The sequence below is a fragment of the Micromonospora polyrhachis genome, from assembly GCF_014203835.1.
Taxonomy (GTDB): domain Bacteria; phylum Actinomycetota; class Actinomycetes; order Mycobacteriales; family Micromonosporaceae; genus Micromonospora_H; species Micromonospora_H polyrhachis.
Window position 1 is genome coordinate 5904263 of record NZ_JACHJW010000001.1, and the last position, 18724, is coordinate 5922986.

18 protein-coding genes are annotated in these 18724 nt (G+C 69.2%); 10 read left to right on the forward strand and 8 right to left on the reverse strand.

The genetic code is table 11. The annotated features are described in order from the left end of the window. Nucleotides 1–125 precede the first annotated feature (125 nt). The 6 genes from FHR38_RS26190 to FHR38_RS26215 all read left to right on the forward strand — a co-directional run bounded on the left by FHR38_RS26190 (nt 126) and on the right by FHR38_RS26215 (nt 4025). A complete protein-coding gene (locus tag FHR38_RS26190; protein WP_184537193.1) occupies nt 126–947 on the forward strand; it encodes a DUF1206 domain-containing protein in 822 nt (273 codons plus the stop codon). Between the two features lie 124 nt (nt 948–1071). After that, complete coding sequence (locus FHR38_RS26195) at nt 1072–2268, forward strand: mechanosensitive ion channel family protein (protein WP_184537195.1); 1197 nt, start codon at nt 1072–1074, stop codon at nt 2266–2268. A 187-nt stretch (nt 2269–2455) separates the two neighbouring features. Beyond that, entirely contained in the window at nt 2456–2893 is a 438-nt protein-coding gene (locus FHR38_RS26200; protein WP_184537197.1) for a phage holin family protein, read from the forward strand. Beyond that, complete coding sequence (locus FHR38_RS26205; protein ID WP_184537199.1) at nt 2890–3210, forward strand: DUF3618 domain-containing protein; 321 nt, start codon at nt 2890–2892, stop codon at nt 3208–3210. The genes FHR38_RS26200 and FHR38_RS26205 overlap by 4 nt, the downstream gene beginning before the upstream one ends. Next, nucleotides 3207–3479 carry a DUF4235 domain-containing protein gene (locus tag FHR38_RS26210; protein ID WP_184537201.1) on the forward strand — a complete coding sequence of 91 codons (273 nt, stop codon included), beginning with the start codon at nt 3207–3209 and terminating at the stop codon, nt 3477–3479. Before FHR38_RS26205 ends, FHR38_RS26210 begins: the two co-directional genes overlap by 4 nt. A gap of 342 nt (nt 3480–3821) precedes the next feature. Further along, the gene (locus FHR38_RS26215; RefSeq protein ID WP_091424054.1) at nt 3822–4025 is read left to right on the forward strand and encodes a cold-shock protein; all 204 of its coding nucleotides are present in this window, start codon (nt 3822–3824) and stop codon (nt 4023–4025) included. Between the two features lie 270 nt (nt 4026–4295). Here the strand turns inward: FHR38_RS26215 and FHR38_RS26220 are convergent, their stop codons facing one another. After that, on the reverse strand, nt 4296–4502 hold the full coding sequence (locus FHR38_RS26220; protein ID WP_184537203.1) for a hypothetical protein: 207 nt from the start codon (nt 4500–4502) through the stop codon (nt 4296–4298). A gap of 128 nt (nt 4503–4630) precedes the next feature. Here FHR38_RS26220 and FHR38_RS26225 point away from each other — a divergent pair, with 128 nt between their 5' ends. Continuing rightward, nucleotides 4631–5500, forward strand: a complete 870-nt coding sequence (locus FHR38_RS26225) for a methyltransferase domain-containing protein (RefSeq protein ID WP_184537205.1) — start codon at nt 4631–4633, stop codon at nt 5498–5500. 15 nt (nt 5501–5515) lie between these two features. Then, on the forward strand, nt 5516–6541 hold the full coding sequence (locus tag FHR38_RS26230) for an adenosine deaminase (RefSeq protein WP_184537207.1): 1026 nt from the start codon (nt 5516–5518) through the stop codon (nt 6539–6541). A 270-nt stretch (nt 6542–6811) separates the two neighbouring features. Here the strand turns inward: FHR38_RS26230 and FHR38_RS26235 are convergent, their stop codons facing one another. The 5 genes from FHR38_RS26235 to FHR38_RS26255 all read right to left on the reverse strand — a co-directional run bounded on the left by FHR38_RS26235 (nt 6812) and on the right by FHR38_RS26255 (nt 12725). Beyond that, on the reverse strand, nt 6812–8203 hold the full coding sequence (locus FHR38_RS26235) for a sensor histidine kinase (protein ID WP_184537209.1): 1392 nt from the start codon (nt 8201–8203) through the stop codon (nt 6812–6814). Between the two features lie 29 nt (nt 8204–8232). Next, nucleotides 8233–8922 (reverse strand): response regulator transcription factor, encoded by a 690-nt coding sequence (locus tag FHR38_RS26240; RefSeq protein WP_184537211.1) that lies wholly within the window; start codon nt 8920–8922, stop codon nt 8233–8235. Between the two features lie 80 nt (nt 8923–9002). Next, nucleotides 9003–11081, reverse strand: a complete 2079-nt coding sequence (locus tag FHR38_RS26245; RefSeq protein ID WP_184537213.1) for an amylo-alpha-1,6-glucosidase — start codon at nt 11079–11081, stop codon at nt 9003–9005. Then, nucleotides 11078–11458, reverse strand: coding sequence for an SCP2 sterol-binding domain-containing protein (locus FHR38_RS26250; RefSeq protein WP_184537215.1), 381 nt, complete (start codon nt 11456–11458; stop codon nt 11078–11080). The genes FHR38_RS26245 and FHR38_RS26250 overlap by 4 nt, the downstream gene beginning before the upstream one ends. 121 nt (nt 11459–11579) lie before the next feature. After that, a complete protein-coding gene (locus FHR38_RS26255; RefSeq protein ID WP_312882416.1) occupies nt 11580–12725 on the reverse strand; it encodes a class I SAM-dependent methyltransferase in 1146 nt (381 codons plus the stop codon). A gap of 114 nt (nt 12726–12839) precedes the next feature. On the opposite strand from FHR38_RS26255, the gene thrS reads away from it, so the two are divergent. Beyond that, complete coding sequence (thrS, locus tag FHR38_RS26260) at nt 12840–14864, forward strand: threonine--tRNA ligase (RefSeq protein WP_184537219.1); 2025 nt, start codon at nt 12840–12842, stop codon at nt 14862–14864. Between the two features lie 63 nt (nt 14865–14927). On the opposite strand, the gene FHR38_RS26265 is transcribed toward thrS, so the two are convergent. Then, nucleotides 14928–15686, reverse strand: coding sequence for a D-Ala-D-Ala carboxypeptidase family metallohydrolase (locus tag FHR38_RS26265; RefSeq protein ID WP_246446750.1), 759 nt, complete (start codon nt 15684–15686; stop codon nt 14928–14930). A 209-nt stretch (nt 15687–15895) separates the two neighbouring features. On the opposite strand from FHR38_RS26265, the gene FHR38_RS26270 reads away from it, so the two are divergent. Next, nucleotides 15896–16414, forward strand: coding sequence for an HIT family protein (locus FHR38_RS26270; protein WP_184540237.1), 519 nt, complete (start codon nt 15896–15898; stop codon nt 16412–16414). Between the two features lie 85 nt (nt 16415–16499). On the opposite strand, the gene FHR38_RS26275 is transcribed toward FHR38_RS26270, so the two are convergent. Beyond that, complete coding sequence (locus FHR38_RS26275) at nt 16500–18659, reverse strand: elongation factor G-like protein EF-G2 (RefSeq protein ID WP_184537221.1); 2160 nt, start codon at nt 18657–18659, stop codon at nt 16500–16502. Nucleotides 18660–18724: the final 65 nt, after the last annotated feature.

An 18724-nucleotide genomic window follows, 5' to 3' on the forward strand; every position in this document is an offset into this window, starting at 1 on the left:
GGCTGACGGTTGGGCGTGCGGGCCGACCTATGGCTGACGGTTGGGCGTGCGGGCCGGCATGCGGGTGGTGACGGTTGGGCGCGGGTCACGTTTGGAAATCTCGGCGACGGGTGAATTGAGTCGCCATGTCGTTGACCCGTGACGCTCAGGCCGCCGCCACCCGTACTGCGGACAATGGCCTGCTCGAAACCCTCGCCCGAGCCGGTTTCATCGGTTACGGGATCGTCCACCTGCTCTTCGCCTGGCTGGCCCTGCAGATCGCCTTCGACCGGCCCACGGAGGAGGGCGACCAGTCCGGCGCACTGCGTACCCTGGCGGCGCAGCCGTTGGGGAAGTTCCTGGTCGTCGCCATCTGCGTCGGTCTCGTCGCGATGGCGGTGTGGCAGGCGCTGGAAGCCGCCGTAGGTCATCGTGACGAGCAAGGCCGGCAGCGGCTGTTGGAGCGGATCACTTCCGCCGGTCGCGCGCTCGTCTACCTCTACTTCGCCTGGACCGGCGTCAAGGTGGTGCGTAACGCCGCCTCCTCCAGCGCGGACAAGCAGCAGGCCCTGACCGAGCAGGTGATGTCCTCCACTGGCGGTCGGTGGCTGGTCGGTCTGGTCGGACTGGGCCTGGCCGCCCTCGGGGCGGGGCTGGTCTACTACGGTGCGGTCAAGCGCTTCGAGCGGCACCTGAAGACCGAGCAGATGAGCGCCCAGGTGCGGAAGGTGAGCCGCCGCCTCGGTATGGCCGGCTACGTGGCCAAGGGCGTCGCGTACGGCATCGCCGGGCTGCTCGTACTGGTCGCCGCGGTGCGCTACGACCCCGAGAAGGCCCGGGGCCTGGACGGTGCGCTGCACACGCTGCGGGAGCAACCGTACGGAGCGGTGTTGCTCGTTCTTGTCGCCCTGGGCATCGCCTCCTTCGCGACCTTCTGCCTGGTGCAGTCGAAGTATCGCAAGGTCTGATTCAGGGTTTAGTCCTGGACAAAAGGGCTAAATTGCCCGCTATCCCACTTTGTCGAAGACCGCCAGTCACCGACCGACGGGCGGTCTTCGACTGCGTACTGGTTCATGGGGAAGGAGCTACCCGGTGCAGACCTACCTAGGGACGATCGTCGGTGTGCTGGCCGCCGCCGCGATCGCCCTCATCGTGGTGGCGGTGGTCCACCGGCTCGTCCGGCCACTCGGCCGGCGATCCCTGCTGATGCGGGAACTGTCCGACCACTCCTACCGCCCGTTCCGGGTGGCGGTCACCGTCCTCGCCGTGCAGTTCGCCGTACGGGCCACCACCGGCTATGCCGTCGGCGAGCCGTGGCGGCAGGCGCTGCTGCACATCCTGGTGCTGGTCGTCATCGTCACCACCGCGTGGCTGGTGGCGTCGCTGCTCCTGGTCACCGAGGACACCGCGCTGGCCCGGTTCCGCACCGACGTGCCGGACAACCGCCAGGCCCGGCGGATCAAGACCCAGGTACGGATCCTGCGTCGGGTCACGGTGGCGGCCATCGTGGTGCTGACCATCGGCGTCGCCCTGATGACCTTCCCCAGTGTGCGGGGGGTCGGCGCGAGTGTGCTCGCCTCCGCCGGTGTGATCGGTGCGGTGGCGGCCCTCGCGGCGCAGAGCGTCCTGGGCAACGTCTTCGCCGGAGTGCAACTGGCGTTCAGCGACGCGGTACGCCTCGACGACGTGGTGGTGGTCGAGGGGGAGTGGGGGCGGATCGAAGAGATGACCCTCAGTTATGTCGTGGTGCAGATCTGGGACGACCGGCGACTGATCCTGCCCACCTCGTACTTCACCACCAAGCCGTTCCAGAACTGGACCCGGACCCAGGCCGCCGTGCTCGGCACGGCCGAGTTCGAGGTGGACTGGTCGGTACCGGTGCAGACGATGCGGGAGGAACTGCGGCGTGCCGTGGAGGGCACCGAACTGTGGGACGGTCGGGTCTGCGTACTCCAGGTCACCGACGCCGTCGGTGGGGTGGTCCGGATACGGGCGCTGGTCAGCGCGGCGGACAGCCCCAGCCTGTGGGACCTGCGCTGCCTCGTACGCGAGCACCTGGTCGGCTGGCTCCGGGACCAGCGACCCACCGCCCTACCCCGTACGCGCACCGAGATAGGCGACGCGAACAGCGACCTCGCCTGGCAGTGGGTCCAGCCCCGGCGACCGAACCCGACCCCGGCCGAGCAGGGCGTACCGGATGACGCGCGAGTCTTCGGCGGCAGCGACGACGGCGACGCCCGGAGCACCACCTTCGTCGGCCCCGAGGAACCGGTCGACGCGCCGCGTTGACCGGCAGCGGTGTCGACCTGGGCGGTTGGGCCATGGCCAGGGCCGTGGAGCGGGACAATCGTGCCAGCAGGACCGATCTGTTCCCACCGAGGTCAAGGCCTGGGTAGAGGATTGACCGCCACGAAGGCGGGGCATACACCCCGGGCACGGGAAAACAGGACCTCGGGTACCAGGAAAGGAGGACACCATGGCCGATGCTGCCAAGGGCACCACCCCCCGGCCGGTTGGCGAACAGACGACGGCCGAGCTGGTGCAACGGGCGACCGAGCAGCTCTCCCGACTGGTGCGCGACGAGATGGCGCTGGCCCGCGCCGAACTCGTCGAGAAGGGGAAACACGCCGGGCTGGGCGCAGGACTGTTCGGTGCGGGCGGGGTCCTCGCCCTGTTCGGAGCCGGGACGCTCGTCACCACGATCATCCTGGCGTTGGCGTTGGCGATGCCCGCCTGGCTCGCCGCGTTGATCGTGACGGTGGCGCTGTTCGTCCTGGCCGCGATCCTGGCGTTGATCGGTAGAAAGCAGGTTCAGCAGGCGGTGCCGCTGGTGCCGACGGCGGCTGCGGAGAGCGTACGCGCCGATCTGGCAACGGCCAGCTCAGCCTTGCGGGATCGGGGGCGGGCGGTATGACGATCAACAACGGGATGGGTGACCGGGAGGCGTTGCAGGCCGAGATCCGGCGCACCCGGGCGGAGTTGGGCGAGACCATCGAGGCGCTGGCCGCGAAGGCGGACGTGAAGGCGCGACTGCGGAGTACGGCCACCCAGACCAAGGAGCGGGTTCGGCTACAGGCTGACCGGGCGGCCGGTGCGGTCCGGCGACCGGTACGTGATGCCGGGCAACTCGCTCGTCGCAACATCGTTCCGGCCGCTGTCGTCGGTGCGGCGGCGGTGGGGACGGCGGCTATCGTGATCTTGATATTGGTGATGCGCAGGAGGCACAGGTGAGCAAGGCCATCAACCGGGCGGTCTACAAGCCGGTGGGCATGTTGCTGGGGATCGGCGCGGGTGTGCTCGCGGGCGCACTGTTCAAGCAGGTATGGAAACTGACGGCGGGTGACGGCGAAGCGCCGCGGGCCACCGATGAGGACCACGGCTGGGGCGAGATCCTGGCCGCTGCCGCGTTGCAGGGCGCGATCTTCGCTGTGGTCAAGGCGGCCGTCGATCGGGGCGGCGCGGTGGGCGTACGTCGACTCACCGGCAGTTGGCCCGACTGAGGTGTTAGAAAGGGTCCCTTTCCATCGTTCTTTGGATAGAAAGGGACCCTTCCTTCGTCTGGCGGGGGCGGGGAGAGGTGGCCCGGTGGGGTGGACGGTTCGACCGTCGCCGGGAGTGTGGGAAGCGATGAAGTTCGTCGGTCCTCAGGTCACATGTCGGAGAATTTCGTCGGGTAGGCTGTGCGAAGTTTTTGCGTACGTGGTTTGCTGTTCCACGCTGTTGAGAGATGGCGTGGGTTGAGGGAAGTCCTCCTTCGTGGGGGCCGACTCAGGCGCCGCTGCTCGAAAACGGCCAATCGGCCGCACGGCGTGCTCGGCCGCCAGTTTTAGAAGGAGATACACATGGCGCAGGGAACCGTGAAGTGGTTCAACGCAGACAAGGGCTTCGGCTTCATCACCGTCGATGGCGGGGGTGCTGACGTCTTCGTCCACTTCTCGGCCATCCAGTCCAGCGGCTACCGCACGCTGGAGGAGAACCAGCGGGTGGAGTTCGAGATCGCTCAGGGCCAGAAGGGCCCGCAGGCGGAGCAGGTCCGCCCCATCTGATCCGGTGCCGGCCGGCTGCCGCCGGCCACGAGGTATCCGGCCACCAAGAATCCGACCACGTCAGGGTTCGGCCACGGATCAACGATCGAGCCCCGCACTCTGTTCGAGTGCGGGGCTCGATGCCGTTTGGTCCCGCGCGACTGGCGCTTGCGCGAGTTGTGGCGTAGGTGGAGCGCCGGCTGCGATGCCAGGGGGGCGCCGCGCCAGCCGGGGCGGTCAGGTGGAGCGCCGGCTGCGGTGCCAGGTGGGGTGCCGTGCCGGCCGGGGCGGTCAGGTGGAGGGCGTACGGTCTCGCCGGCTGCGTAGGCCGAGGACCAGGGAACCGACCCCGACCAGCGCGACGAGCGGGCCGATCATCGCCCAGAGGGTCACCCCGGTCATCATGCTGCCCTCGACGTGGCCCAGCCCCTGCACCGTCCACATCGCTCCCATGATGACCGCCAGCAGGCCGAGCGTGAGCGGTAGCCAACCCTTCATCGTCTTCCTTCCGACGCTTACGGCCAGGGAGTTGCCCCTGGCCAGCGCTCCGAGCCTAGCTTGTGCCCGGCGTGATCTCCGCATTATGGTCAGTCACAAGACGGACGTACGGTTTTTTGGGAGGCGTCATGTGGGATCCCACGACCTATCGCCGGTACGACGCCGAGCGGTCCCGGCCGTTCGACGAGTTGCTCACCCGGGTGGCCGCCGAGCACCCGCGCGCGGTGGCCGACCTCGGCTGCGGACCGGGCAACCTTACTGTGCGCCTCGCCGAACGTTGGCCCGCTGCTCGGATCAGTGGACGCGACTCGTCGACGGAGATGATCGAGGAGGCCGCCCGGCTCGGCTCCACCGTCGATTTCCGCGTCGGTGACCTGCGCGACTTCACCCCTGAACCGGACGTCGACGTGGTGGTCAGCAACGCCGCCCTGCAGTGGGTGCCCGACCACGAGACGCTGCTCGCCCGCTGGGCCCGGGAACTGGCCCCCGCCTCCTGGATCGCGGTCCAGCTGCCCAACAACTTCGACGCCGCCTCACACCGGACTCTGCGGCAGCTCGCCGCCGAGCCCCACTGGCGTCAGGTCGTGGCACCGGTGCTGCGTGCCGATCCGGTCCGGAGTCTCGGCGACTATGTGGACCTGATGGTCGGTGTCGGCTGTGCGGTGGACGCCTGGGAAACTACCTACGTGCACCTGCTGCCGGCCCGGGAGCTGGCTGCCCCGGACGCGGCCGACCCGGCATCAGCGAGCCCGGCATCAGCGAGCCCGACCCCAGCCAGCCCGACCCCAGCTTTCGGGCGGGGCGAGCATCCGGTCCTCACCTGGCTGGACGGCACCGCCCTGCGTCCGGTACGCGCCGTGCTTGGTGGCCCCGGGCCGGAGTGGGACCGGTTCCGCACCGAGTTGGGCGATCGGCTCGCCGAGGCGTACCCGGTCCGGGACGGGTGGGTGCAGTTTCCGTACCGTCGGGTCTTCTTCGTCGCCCGGACCCGTACCTGACCAGAGGGAGAATTCGTGACCGACCTGTCGGCCTTCATCGCCGGGCTGCCCAAGGCGGAGCTGCACGTGCATCATGTCGGCTCCGCCTCCCCGCGCATCGTGGCCGAGTTGGCCGCCCGGCACGAGGGACAGACCCCGGTGCCCGCCGACCCCGACGCGCTCGCCGACTACTTCGCGTTCCGCGACTTCGCCCATTTCATCGAGGTGTATCTGAGCGTCGTCGACCTGGTCCGGGACCAGACCGACGTCTGGATCCTCACCCACGAGGTGGCCCGGGAGTTGGCCCGGCAGCAGGTCCGCTATGCCGAGTTGACGGTCACCCCCTACTCGCATGTCCGTCGGGGCATCCCCGCCCCGGCCTTCTGCGAGGCGATCGAGGACGCCCGGGTCCGGGCCGAGGCCGATTTCGGCATCGCCCTGCGCTGGTGCTTCGACATCCCCGGCGAGGCCGGTCTCACCTCCGCCGAGGAGACGTTGCGTATCGCCCTGGAGCAGCGGCCGGACGGCCTGATCAGCTTCGGTCTGGGTGGGCCGGAGATCGGCGTGCCGCGGCCACAGTTCAAGCCGTACTTCGACCAAGCGCGGGCGGCCGGCCTGCGGTCCGTACCCCACGCCGGCGAGACCACCGGCCCGGAGACCATCTGGGACGCGCTCCGCGAGTTGGGCGCGGAACGGATCGGACACGGCACCTCCGCCGTACGGGACCCTCGGCTGCTGGAACATCTGGCGGAGCGACGGATCCCGCTGGAGGTGTGCCCGACCTCCAACGTGCGGACCCGGGCGGTGCCGACGATCGAGGAACACCCGCTGCGGACCATGATCGACGCCGGAGTGCTGGTGACCATCAATTCGGACGATCCGCCGATGTTCGGTACCACCCTCAACGACGAGTACGCCGTCGCCGCCCGGTTGCTCGGTTACGGTCCTGCCGAGGTGGCCGGACTGGCCCGGGACGCGGTCTCCGCCTCGTTCCTGCCCGCGCCCGACCAGGCGCGATTGATCAGGGAGATCGACGACTACCTGGCGACCAGCGGGAAATGATCCGGTAGGCCGAGTCGCGTGTGGGCGCGCGAGGCGGGACCTGAGGGTGGGGGACCGCATCCCGCCACGCGCGCCGGGCTCCGTCGGATCTTAAGGGCGGTCGAGGTGAACTCCGGCGGAACCATTCTTGGATCACCGGTGACGTTGCCATCGGTCGCGGCGCGTCGATACGTAGTTAATTCAGAAATAAGGAAGATCTGACCAACACGAAAAGGTTTCACTCGATCGTTCCGACACCGTTGGTGACCGGCACAGCTCAGCCAATCGGGATCAATTGTCCGACGAACGGGCTCGCGGCCAGCGGCGGACACTGGAGTCCCGTTCCCGGGCCAGCCGCCCCACCAGGCCGAACCGGCTGACCTGGCGGGGGGCGGCGTCGGCATCGGCCAGCAGCATCACGACGCTGGCTCCACCCAGGTGGGCCCGGTCGATGCTGACCGAGCCGTTGGCCTGTCGGGCCACCCGACGGGCGATGTCGAGTCCGAGGCCGGTGGACCCCTGGTCGCTGCTGCCCCGGCGCAGCGCCCGGTCCGGGTCGGCGATGCCCGGGCCGGCGTCGTCGACCCGGACCGCGACGTAGCCATCCCGCCGGGAGACCACCACCTCGAACGCGGTGCCCTGCGGCGTGTAACGGAAGACATTGCCCAGCACGGCGTCCAGCGCCGCGGCCAGCTCGGCCCGGGGGACCGGTACGGGGATGCGCAGCTGCGCGCCGAGTACCTTGTGCGGGCGGTTCTGGTCGCCGGCCAGCGCGGACCAGAACACCATCCGATCCCGGACCACCTCGCTGACGTCGCAGACCGCCGGACCGGCCTCCTGGGTGACCGTCTTACGGGTGGTGTTGATCAATACGTCGACCTCGCCCTCCAGGGTGGCGATCGCCTGCCGGATCCGTCGGATGGTCCGCCGCCGGTCGAGTTCGGCCTCACTGAACGAGCCGGCGCTGGTGTCGTCGGAGTCCAGCGCGTCCGCGTCCAGCCGCAGCACGGTCAGCGGGGTCCGCAACCGGTGGGACAGGTCGGCCACCAGTTCCCGTTCGTCGGTCCGGGAGGTGACCAGACGGTCGGCCATCCGGTTGAAGGCGTACCCCGCCTCGGCCAGTTCCCGGGGCCCGCTGGGCTGGATCCGTACGCCGAGATCACCGTCACCGACCGCGAGGGCCGCCCGGACCAGGTTGCGAGCCGACGCCACCGCTCGGGCGGCGATCCGGTCGACCACGATCACCGAGGCCACCACCAACCCGGCCGCGATCGCCACCAGCATGAGCCAGGTGGTGCGGGTACCCTCGCGCAGCGTCGCCTGGGTGACGAAGACCTCGATCACCGCCACCTGGTCGCCGACCAGGAGCGGATCCAACCGGACCACCCCGCCCGGCACCTCGGTCACCAGCGGCTCGCGCTGCGTGGCGGCCTTCGTGACGTCCTCGGCGCGGGCCCGGCTCGGTGCCTTGCCCGCCAATCCGTGTACGACCGGCCGCGTCGCCGGGTCGCCACCACTCGCGGCGATCGCCCGCTGCACCGCCGCCGGTTCGGCGTCGACCAGCAGCGCGCCGGCCACCAGCGCACTACGCCGGGCCGCGTCGGCCACCGCCTCCTCGTACGCCTCGCGTTGCAGCACGAGTCCCAACGGAATGAGGAAGGCCAGGGCCACGATGGTGCTCATGCCGGCACCAAGATAGGCCAGCGCCCGCCTCAGTCCGGGGCCACCAGCCGAAATCCGACCCCCCGCACGGTGCGCAGGTAGCGGGGTTTCGCTGCGGACTCGCCCAGTTTGCGGCGAAGCCAATACAGATGTACGTCTATTGTCTGGTCCTCGCCGACCGACGGCTGCCGCCATACCTCCTCCAACAACTCCCGGCGGGAGACTACCCGGCCCGGGCGCGCAGCGAGATAGGCCAGCAGGTCAAACTCCTTCCGGGTCAGCGCCAGGGGGGTCCCGTCGAGGTGGGCGCTACGTTCGCCGACGTCGATGCGCAGTCCGCCCACCTCGTGTACGGCGGGGGGTGCCTCCCGGCTGGACCGCCCGGCCCGGCGGAGCACGCTCATGATCCGGGCATCGAGATGGGCACCGGTGAACGGTTTGACCATGTAGTCGTCCGCCCCGGCACGTAGCAGCCGGACGATCGCCTGCTCGTCGTCCCGGGCGGTGGCGATGATGATCGGGACGTCGGTGATGCCGCGCAGCATCCGTAACGCGTCCGAGCCGTCGAGGTCGGGTAGGCCGAGGTCGAGCACCACCAGGTCCGGCACCTCGGCGGCCACCCGACGCAGGGCCTCCAGGGCCGTACCGACCGCGTGCACGGCGTGCCCCCGGTCGGCCAGGGAGCGCAGCATCGCGCCGCGTACGACATGGTCGTCCTCGACCAGGAGCACCGTGGCCACGTAGAGACCGTACTGCCCGCTGCGGGTGCGGTGCGTCACCGCCCCGGGACGAGGGGCGCGGCACCGGCGGAGCGGGGTGCTCAGACCGGGTACGACTGGTGACGATGGGTGTCGGGTTTGCCAGCCTGTCCCCGGGCGAACGCGTCGGCGTGCCCCCACCGGCCCGGAATGTTGAGCAACTCGATCCGGCCCATCTGCTCCGGTAGGGCGGGGATCACGACCAGGTGTTCGCCGCACGGTTGGAGCCCGAGCAGCGTCCACAGCAGGGCCAGCGGTGTTCCGGCCGACCAGGCCTGCGGGCTGCACGCGGTGGGGTACTGGACCGGATACTTCGTCAGCGCCCGGTCGTAGCCGGCGAACGCCTCGGGCAGCCGTCCGTGGAAGAACTGCGCGGCGTCGATCATGCTTTCGGCGATGAGCCCCGCCTCCTCGGCGAAACCGTACCGCCGGAGTCCGGCCGCGATGATCGAGTTGTCGAAGGGCCAGACCGTGCCGACGTGGTAGCCGACCGGGTTGAACCGCCCCTCGCCCTCGGCCAGCGTACGGACGCCCCATCCGGAGAAGAGCCGTGGTCCGATCAGGTGCTCCGCGATCTTCCCGGCCCGATCCTGGTCGACGATCCCACTCCACAGCAGGTGCCCCATGTTCGAGGAGAGCGCGTCCACCGGTCGGCCCTCGATGTCGAGAGCGAGCGCGTAGTACTCGCCGTCGGCCACCCAGAAGTCACGGTGGAACCGCTCCTTGAGTTCGGCAGCCTCCCGTTCCAACCGCTGGGCGAGAGCCGGATCGTTCCAGAACCGGCGGGCCAATCGGGCACACCGCAGCTTGGCGGCGTACGCGTAGCCCTGGAGTTCGCAAGTGGCCCGGGGGAAGGGGGGCAACCGGCCATCCCGGTAGGAGACCCCGTCCCAGGAGTCCTTCCAGCACTGGTTCTCCAGGCCGTTCCTGGTGTTCCGGCGCTCGTACCAGATGTAGCCGTTGCCGAGGATGTCGCCGTACTCGTCGATCCAGTGCAGTGCGGCGCGGGCGTCGGTCTCCAACTCCCGGACCAGGCCGCCGTCACCGGTCCAGCGCTCGTATTCGTCGAGCAGGATCAGGAACAGCGGTGTGCTGTCGGCGCTGCCGTAGTAGGGCGAGTGGGGCTGCTCCTCGAAGGCCGCCGACTCCCCGTTGCGCATCTCGTGCAGGATCTTGCCCGGCTCCTCGTCTCGGAAGTCGTCCAGCCGGGTACCGATCAGCAGTGCCAACACCCGCAGCGTCGTGTGGGCGAGTTCCGGGATGAAGGGCAGCGCCTGGAAGCTGGTGATGATGCTGTCCCGTCCGAACAACGCCATGAACCAGGGCAGTCCGGCGGCGGGCATGGTCTGCCCGGTGGCGCCCAGCGGCTGGTACCGCAGCGCGGCGAGGTCCACGAGGCTGCGCCGGTAGCACGTCGCCAGCGCCTCGGAGTCGCAGTTGAGTGTCGGGGCGTTGGCCAGCCAGTCTTCCAGCTTCTCCTGCATGCTTGTCTTGATCCACGCGGGTGATTGGTGTATCCCCTCGCGGATGTCCCGTCCGCCCACCGCTTCCACCCGGGTGTCGACCCGTAGATCGGTTTCCCAACTGCCGTGCGGTTCGATCCGCACCCGGAAGGTCAGCCCGTCTTCGTCGAACTGCGCCGGCTCGGACGCTGAGATCAGCGTCTCCCGTCGGAAGCTCTCCCGCTGGTAGCCGAGGCGGAGCAGGCCGTTCTCCACCCGTACGTAGGATTGCCCCTTCTTGTGCTGGATGTCCTTGATCTCGAAGAGGTCGGCGAAGTCACTGGCCGCCTCCATCCGGATGGTCAGCTCGATTGGCTCGTTCTTGTGGTTGAGCACCGTCAGGTGCTCGCTGAAACTTCCCCCGATGGTGCGTTGCCGGATGATCGACACCTTGGCGTCGACGTAGTGGGTCGGCTCGCCCGGCACCAGGAAGAACCGGGTCTCGAAGTACTGGACATCGTCGACCGAGAGTGAGTTGAGCCGTTCGCCGTTGACCGTCAGATGCCATTTCGACAGGAACCGGGTGTCGTAGAGGAACATGCCGGTCGGCACACTGGGGGTGGCGTCGATGTCGCCGCGCCGGTCGCTGACCACGAAGCTGCTGCCGTCGATGATGCTGACAAGGTCATCTGTTGTCATTGCTGCCTCCGCTCCGCGTTGACCATCGCTCGGGGATGCCGGGCGTTGGGCGGCCCGGGAACGAGTCGCAGAAAGTGGATGAACAGGGGCAGTCGTCCCCAGGAGGAGATCTCGTTACGTAGCACCGCCGCCGCCGGCTGCGTCTCGCCGGTGATCATCCGGTCGAATGCCCTTCGATCCGCGCTGACCACGCAGTCGGCTTCCCGCTCTCCCTCGCGCGAGGCCCATACGTTCTGCTCGCGGAAGGTGACGAACCAGCGGTCCATGCCCGCCTCGGTGGCGAGGTCGAACCGGAGCGTCCCGGTGACGTCCGGGGGGAGTTCCGCTATCCGGCGTTGGTGGAGCCCCTTGAAGAACTCCTCGGTCGGGATTGCCATTCCGATAACCCCCCGTCGCCGAGCCGGCGCGGTGCCTTCGCACGCGGATCATGCTGTGCGGCGGGTATAGCCGACCCGGGCAGTCCTAAACCTCCGGCCGTTCCGCCGTCGGTCAACCGGATCAGGGCAGACGGAGCGTCCAGCGGTACGCCTGCACCAACCCGGTGTCGAAACCGGCGGCCGAGCCCCACAGGAAGAGGCGGAAGCGACGGTAGAGCGGTTCACCCCAGCGGGCCACGATCTCCTCCCGGGCGGCGTCCAGCCGGCGCGCCCACTCCCGGCAGGTCAGGTAGTAGTTGTGCCGGTCGTCGGCCAGGCTGAGCAGCTCGAACGGGGACCGGGCCACCTGGTGGAGGTACTGGTGCAGCAGCAGCGGAGCTGAGGCACCCGGGTAGATGTAGCGCTTCATGAACGTCGAGGCGGCGTGCTTGCGGCGCATGGCCAACGCGTCCAGGTAGACCCGACCACCGGGCCGTAGGACCTCGGCGTACTTGCGCAGCGTGGTGCGGTAGTCGGGCAGGTGCTCGGTGACCCCCATGTTGACGATGGCGTCGTACCTCCGGTCGGGGGTGTAGCCGAAGATGTGCTTGCGGATCACCCGTACCGGCAGTTGCTCCCGGTCGAAGAACTCGGTGAGGTAGCGCTCCGACTCCTTCGACAGCGTCGTCGTGGTGACGTTGATTCCCCGGCGCGCGGCGTGCTCGGCGAAGGCGCCCCACCCGCCGCCCACCTCCAGGACGTGGTCGCCCGGCCGTACGCCGATCGCGTCCAGGGCGAGGTCCATCTTGCGGGTCATCGCGTCTTCGAGGGGCTCGTCGTCGGAGAGGAAGACCCCCTCGGTGTAGCAACGGTGCCGGGTGTCGAGGAAGGTGAGGAAGAACTCCGAGTCCTCGTCGTAGTGGTGGGAGATGGTCCGGCGATCATCCTCCTGCCGGCCGCCGCGTACGACCGCGGGCAGGAACCGACCCAGCCAGGCCACCGGATGGAAGTCGGAGAAGAAGGCGCGCATCTTCAGCGCCGAGGCGAGGTCACCCTCGACGTCGAGCCAGCCCTGTAGGTAGGCGACCGCCACGCCGAACTGGTCCAGGTCGGCGAGGGCCTTCGCACCGCGCGGGTCGGCGACGCTGATGGTGAAGAGCGGATCACCACTGCCGAACCGGTGCGCCGGACCGCCGTTGGTCGTTACGGCGAACGGCAGCGCCGGTCGTGCGGCGAAGTACCGCACGTACCTGCGTTGTAGTGAGTCGACCAGGTCGGATGTTCCCACGGCGTCAATGTAGCGCTGCGGTCGCGTCGGCGGAGGGCGTTGAAAACACGACCGATAACATCGCAGGTGCCGAACCATGGCCTCGTCCTTTTTATCCCGATTGAAGGAGTCATCGTGTCCGCACCCCGTACCCCTGTCGTGGCCGACCCCGTCGTCGTCGCGGCCGGGACGACGGCGGCCGACGCGGTGGCCGCGGCGGGCTTGCCCACCAGCGGCCCGACCGCGATCGTGGTGGTCCGCGACCCCGAAGGCGGGCTGCGTGACCTGGACTGGACGCCGGAGGCCGACACCCCGGTCGAACCGGTCGCCATCGACTCGCCGGACGGGCTCAACGTGCTGCGGCACTCCACCGCCCACGTGCTCGCCCAGGCCGTGCAGGACATCTTCCCCGAGGCCAAGCTCGGCATCGGCCCGCCGATCGACAACGGCTTCTACTACGACTTCGCCGTCGACAAGCCGTTCCAGCCCGAGGACCTGGCCAAGCTCGAAAAGCGGATGCAGGAAATCGTCAAGTCCGGTCAGCGCTTCCGTCGCCGGCGCTTCGAGAGCCTCGACGAGGCAAAGGCCGAGCTGGCCGCCGAGCCCTACAAGCTGGAGCTTGTCGACGTCAAGGGCACCGACGCGGGCGTGGGTGCCGGGCTCGACGTCGGCGAGGTGATGGAGGTCGGCGCTGGTGAGCTGACCATCTACGACAACCTCGCCGCCAACGAGGACAAGGTCTGCTGGTCCGACCTGTGCCGGGGACCGCACCTGCCGAACACCCGGCTGATCGGGGCGTTCAAGCTCATGCGCTCGGCCGCCGCCTACTGGCGCGGCTCCGAGAAGAACCCGCAGCTACAGCGGGTATACGGCACTGCCTGGCCGACCCGGGACGCGCTGAAGGCGTACCTGAAGCTGCTGGAGGAGGCGGCCCGCCGCGACCACCGCAAGCTCGGTCGCGACCTGGACCTGTTCAGCTTCCCCGACGAGCTGGGCTCGGGCCTGCCGGTCTTCCACCCCAAGGGTGGGGTGATCAAGCGGGAGATGGAGGACTACGTCCGGGCCCGCCACATCGAGGAGGGCTTCCAGTACGTCGGCACCCCGCACGTCTCCAAGCAGGGGCTCTTCGAGACCTCCGGCCACCTGCCGTACTACGCCGACACGATGTTCCCACCGATGGAGCTGGAGGGCAGCGCCTACTACCTCAAGGCGATGAACTGCCCGATGCACAACCTGATCTACCGCTCGCGCGGCCGGTCGTACCGGGATCTGCCGCTGCGGCTGTTCGAGTTCGGCTCGGTCTACCGCTTCGAGAAGTCCGGCGTGGTGCACGGCCTGACCCGGGTGCGCGGCTTCGCCCAGGACGACTCGCACTCCTACGTCACCCCGGAGCAGGCCCCGGGCGAGATCCGGCACCTGTTGAACTTCATCCTCGGGCTGCTGCGCGACTTCGGCCTGGACGACTTCTACATCGAGCTCTCCACCCGGGACCCGAAGTCGGACAAGTTCATCGGTTCGGACGAGGAGTGGGAGAACGCGACCCGGGTGCTGGAGGAGGTCGCCCTGGAGACCGGACTGGAGCTGGTCCCGGACCCGGGTGGCGCGGCCTACTACGGTCCGAAGATCTCCGTACAGGCCCGCGACGCCATCGGCCGGACCTGGCAGATGTCGACCATCCAGTACGACTTCAACCAGCCGGCCCGCTTCGGGCTGGAGTACCAGGCGGCGGATGGCACCCGGCAGCAGCCTGTGATGATCCACTCGGCGAAGTTCGGCTCGATCGAGCGCTTCCTCGGGGTGCTCACCGAGCACTACGCCGGGGCGTTCCCGGCCTGGCTGGCACCGGTGCAGGTGATCGGCATCCCGATCCGCGAGGAGCACACCGGCTACCTGGACGAGTTCGTGGCGGCGCTGCGGGCCGAGGGCATCCGGGCCGACGTGGACGCCTCCGACGACCGGATGCAGAAGAAGATCCGCAACGCCCAGCAGCAGAAGATCCCGTTCATGGCGATCGCCGGTGACTCCGACGTCGAGGCCGGTACGGTGTCGTTCCGCTACCGGGACGGCTCGCAGCGCAACGGCGTACCGCTGGCCGAGGCGGTGGCGCACGTCGTCGAGGTGGTCCGGTCCCGGACCAATGCCGGCCCGTCCGCTGAGTAGTGAGGAAGGCCCCTTCCTGTCGCTTCCTGCACAGGAAGGGGCTCCTCCTCACGTCCGGTCAGGTCAGATGCCGCAGGTCGGGGCGGACCAGAACCGCGACGGAGAGTCGGCCACGTGTACGTGGTCGTTGTGCCCGACGTAACCGGGGCCGAGGATCTGCGTGAAACCGTGGTAGCGGGCCTGCTGGGCGAGGCGACACAGCGAGTGCGGCCCGACACCGAGGTCGACCCCGTCGCCGTAGAGGTGACGGCTGTTTGAGGCCCCACCGACCGCGCTGTTGCAGGAATAGCTGCGGAACCCGCTGGTGACCCGGATCGACTGGTCGCCGAGGGCGTGGCGCAGTGCCTGGAGCTTCCACATCGACACCAGCGCGTTGAACTTGGCCGTGCCAGCGGCCACCGCCCCGCCGGACCAGGTGCTGTTGCAGCCGTTCAGTTCCGGGTAGGTGAAGTTGATCGGGGTGCAGTCGTTGTCCTGCAACGCGTAGAGCTTGCTGAACGTCTGCGGTCCGGCCGCGCCGTCGGCGGTGAGGCCGTACGCCTGCTGGAACCGGATCAGGGCGGACCGGGTCGCCGGGCCGAAGGATCCGTCGAGCGCCAGTTCCGAGTTGTAGCCGGGGTAGCCGGAGATGCGGATCTGGAGCTGCCTGACGTCCTCGCCGGTCATCCCGGAGACGAGGGCACGTCCCCAGGTGTAGCAGCCGTCCGCCTGAGCGGCAGTGCTGGTCGCGACGACCCCCACCAGCGTGGTGGCGGCCGCGAGCACCCCTGCTGCCAGCAGTTTGCCCAGCCGCCGGACCATCGAAGCGGTACGTAGAGCCATGAGACCTCCATCGATGACTATCATGATTATTGGATGAAAGTTTCATGATGTTGGCGTTGGAGGTCAAGAGCCTTCATTCGTTGACATTGTTTCGAACTACCGGTCTGATCCGGTACCTGGTGAAGGGCGGCGACGGCGTGGGCACCCCGTGCCCGCCGAACCGTAGGATCGGCGGTGTGACAGGGGTGGATTGGCGCGCGGGCACCGCGATGGCAGACGGGTTGGAGCGGCTCTGGACGCCGCATCGGATGACCTACATCTCCGGCGGTGACCGACCCGCCGGCGGCTACGAGGAACCGGCCGGCTGCCCGTTCTGTCGGGCACCCGGGCAGGAGCCGGGGGAGAGCCTGGTGGTGGCCCGAGGTGCGCACGTCTTCGTGGTGCTCAACCTCTACCCGTACAACCCGGGACACCTGCTGGTCTGCCCCTACCGGCACGTCGCCGACTACACCGAGCTGGACGAGGCGGAGACCGTCGAGCTGGGCGTCCTCACCCAGACCGCGATGCGGGTGATCCGACAGGTCAGCAACGCCCACGGGTTCAACCTGGGCATGAACCAGGGCGGCGTGGCAGGTGCCGGCATCGCCGCCCACCTACACCAGCATGTGGTGCCCCGCTGGGGCGGCGATGCCAACTTCATGCCGGTCATCGGCCGGACCAAGGTGCTGCCGCAGTTGCTCGCCGACACCCGGGACATGCTCGCCGAAGCCTGGCCGGCCCGAGCCTGAGCGGACCCGGCCGGCTGGTAGCTACTCGGGCTGGCCGACCTGAGCGGACCAGCCGGCCTGAGCCTGAACGGGCACCGGCCGGAAGCTACTCCTGGGCCGAGGCGCTCTTGCGGGTCTGCTCGGCGAGGTGGGCGGGCATCGGGTCGTACCGGGCGAAGGACCGGCGGAAAGTGCCGGTGCCCGAGGTCATCGACCGGAGTTCGACGGCGTACCGGACCAGCTCGGTGGCGGGCACCTCGGCTCGGACCAGGGTCCGCTCGCCGCTCTCGTCCGGCTCGGTGCCCAGCACCCGGGCACGCCGACCGGAGAGGTCGCTCATCACCGCCCCGACGAACGAGTCGGGCACCCGGACGACCACCTCGTCGACCGGCTCCAGGAGGAGGATCTGCCCCTTCTCGGCGGCGTCGCGCAGGGCCAGAGCCCCGGCGGTCTGGAAGGCGGCGTCCGAGGAGTCGACGCTGTGCGCCTTGCCGTCGAACAGGCTCACCCGTACGTCCACCACGGGGTAGCCGGCGACGATGCCCCGCTCCATCTGGGCGCGTACGCCCTTCTCCACGGAGGGGATGTAGTTGTGCGGTACGGCGCCACCGACCACCCGGTCCACGAATTCGAAGCCGCCGCCCCGGGGCAGCGGCTCCACCTCGATGTCGCAGACCGCGTACTGGCCGTGACCGCCGGACTGCTTGACGTGCCGGCCGTGTCCCTTGGAGTTGGCTGCGAACGTCTCCCGCAGGGCGACCCGTACCGGTTCGGTGTCGAGGTCGACCCCACCGGCCCGCAGCCGGTCGAGCACCACGTCGGCGTGCGCCTCGCCCATGCACCACAGCACCAACTGGTGGGTCTCCGGGTTGCGCTCCAGCCGCATCGTCGGATCGCCGGCCACCAGCCGGGCCAGGTTCTTGGCCAGGGCGTCCTCGTCGGATCGGGTCTTGGCGACGATCGCCACCGGCAGCAGTGGCTCGGGCATCTCCCACGGGGCGATGAGCAGCGGATCGTCCTTGGCGGAGATGGTGTCGCCGGTCTCCGCCGTACCCGATTTGGTGATCGCGCAGATGTCGCCCGCCCGGCATTCCGGCACCTCGCGCAGGGTAGCGCCGAGCGGCGAGTAGATGTGGGCGACCCGCTCGTCGGCGTCGTGGTCGGGGTGCCCCCGCTCGGCCATGCCGTGCCCGGAGATGTGCAGGGTCTGCTCCGGCCGTAGCGTGCCGGAGAAGACCCGGACCAGGGACACCCGGCCGACGTGCCGGTCGATGGTGGTCTTGACCACCTCGGCGACCAGGGGGCCGTCCGGGTCGCAGGTCAGCGGCGGCCGGGGCGAGCCATCGATCCCGGCGACGGCGGGCAGTTCGTGTTCCAGCGGCGACGGGAACCCGGCGGTCAGCACCTCCAGCAGGCCGTCGAGGCCCACTCCGGTCTCGGCGCACACCGGGACCACCGGGTAGAAGTGTCCCCGGGCCACCGCCCTCTCCAGGTCCTCGATGAGCAGCGAGACCTCGATCTCCTCACCGCCGAGGTAGCGGTCCATGAGGGTCTCGTCCTCGCTCTCGGCGATGATGCCCTCGATCAGCTCGTCCCGAGACTCGGCGATGGCGGGCAGGTGTTCCGGATCCGGGTCCCGGACGTCCGCCGGCAGGCCAGCGGTGTAGTCGAAGACCCGCCGGGTGATCAACCCCAGCAGACCGGCGACCGAGACACCATCGTCACCGAGCATCGGCAGGTAGAGCGGCATGACGTTGTCGCCGAAGACGCGCTGGCACAGGGCCACGGTCTCGTCGAAGTCTGCCCGGGGGTGGTCCAGCCGGGCGACGGCGACGGCGCGGGGCATGTCGACCGCCGCGCACTCCTCCCACAGGGCGGCGGTGGCGGCGTCCATGCCGTCCACGGCGGAGACGACGAAGAGAGCGGCGTCAGCGGCCCGAAGCCCGGCGCGCAGTTCGCCGACGAAGTCGGCGTAGCCCGGGGTGTCCAGAAGGTTGATCTTCACGCCGTCGTGCAGCAGTGGCGCGCAGGCCAGACTCACCGAGCGCTGCTGGCGGATCGCGGCCGGATCGTGGTCGCACACGGTGGTGCCGTCCGTGACGGTGCCCGCCCGGCTGACCGTGCCGGTCGCGGCGAGCAGCGCCTCGACCAGAGTGGTCTTACCGGCCCCGGAATGGCCGACGAGCACCACGTTGCGAACCCTGCCGGGCTCGTTCACCACCGGCGCCGAGCCGGTGACTCCCTTCTCCTGATTTCTCTGCGCCATTCGGGCGCACCTCCCTAGGCCGATGGATGGTGGCGACCGCCGCGCGCGACGGGGGAGCTGCCCGG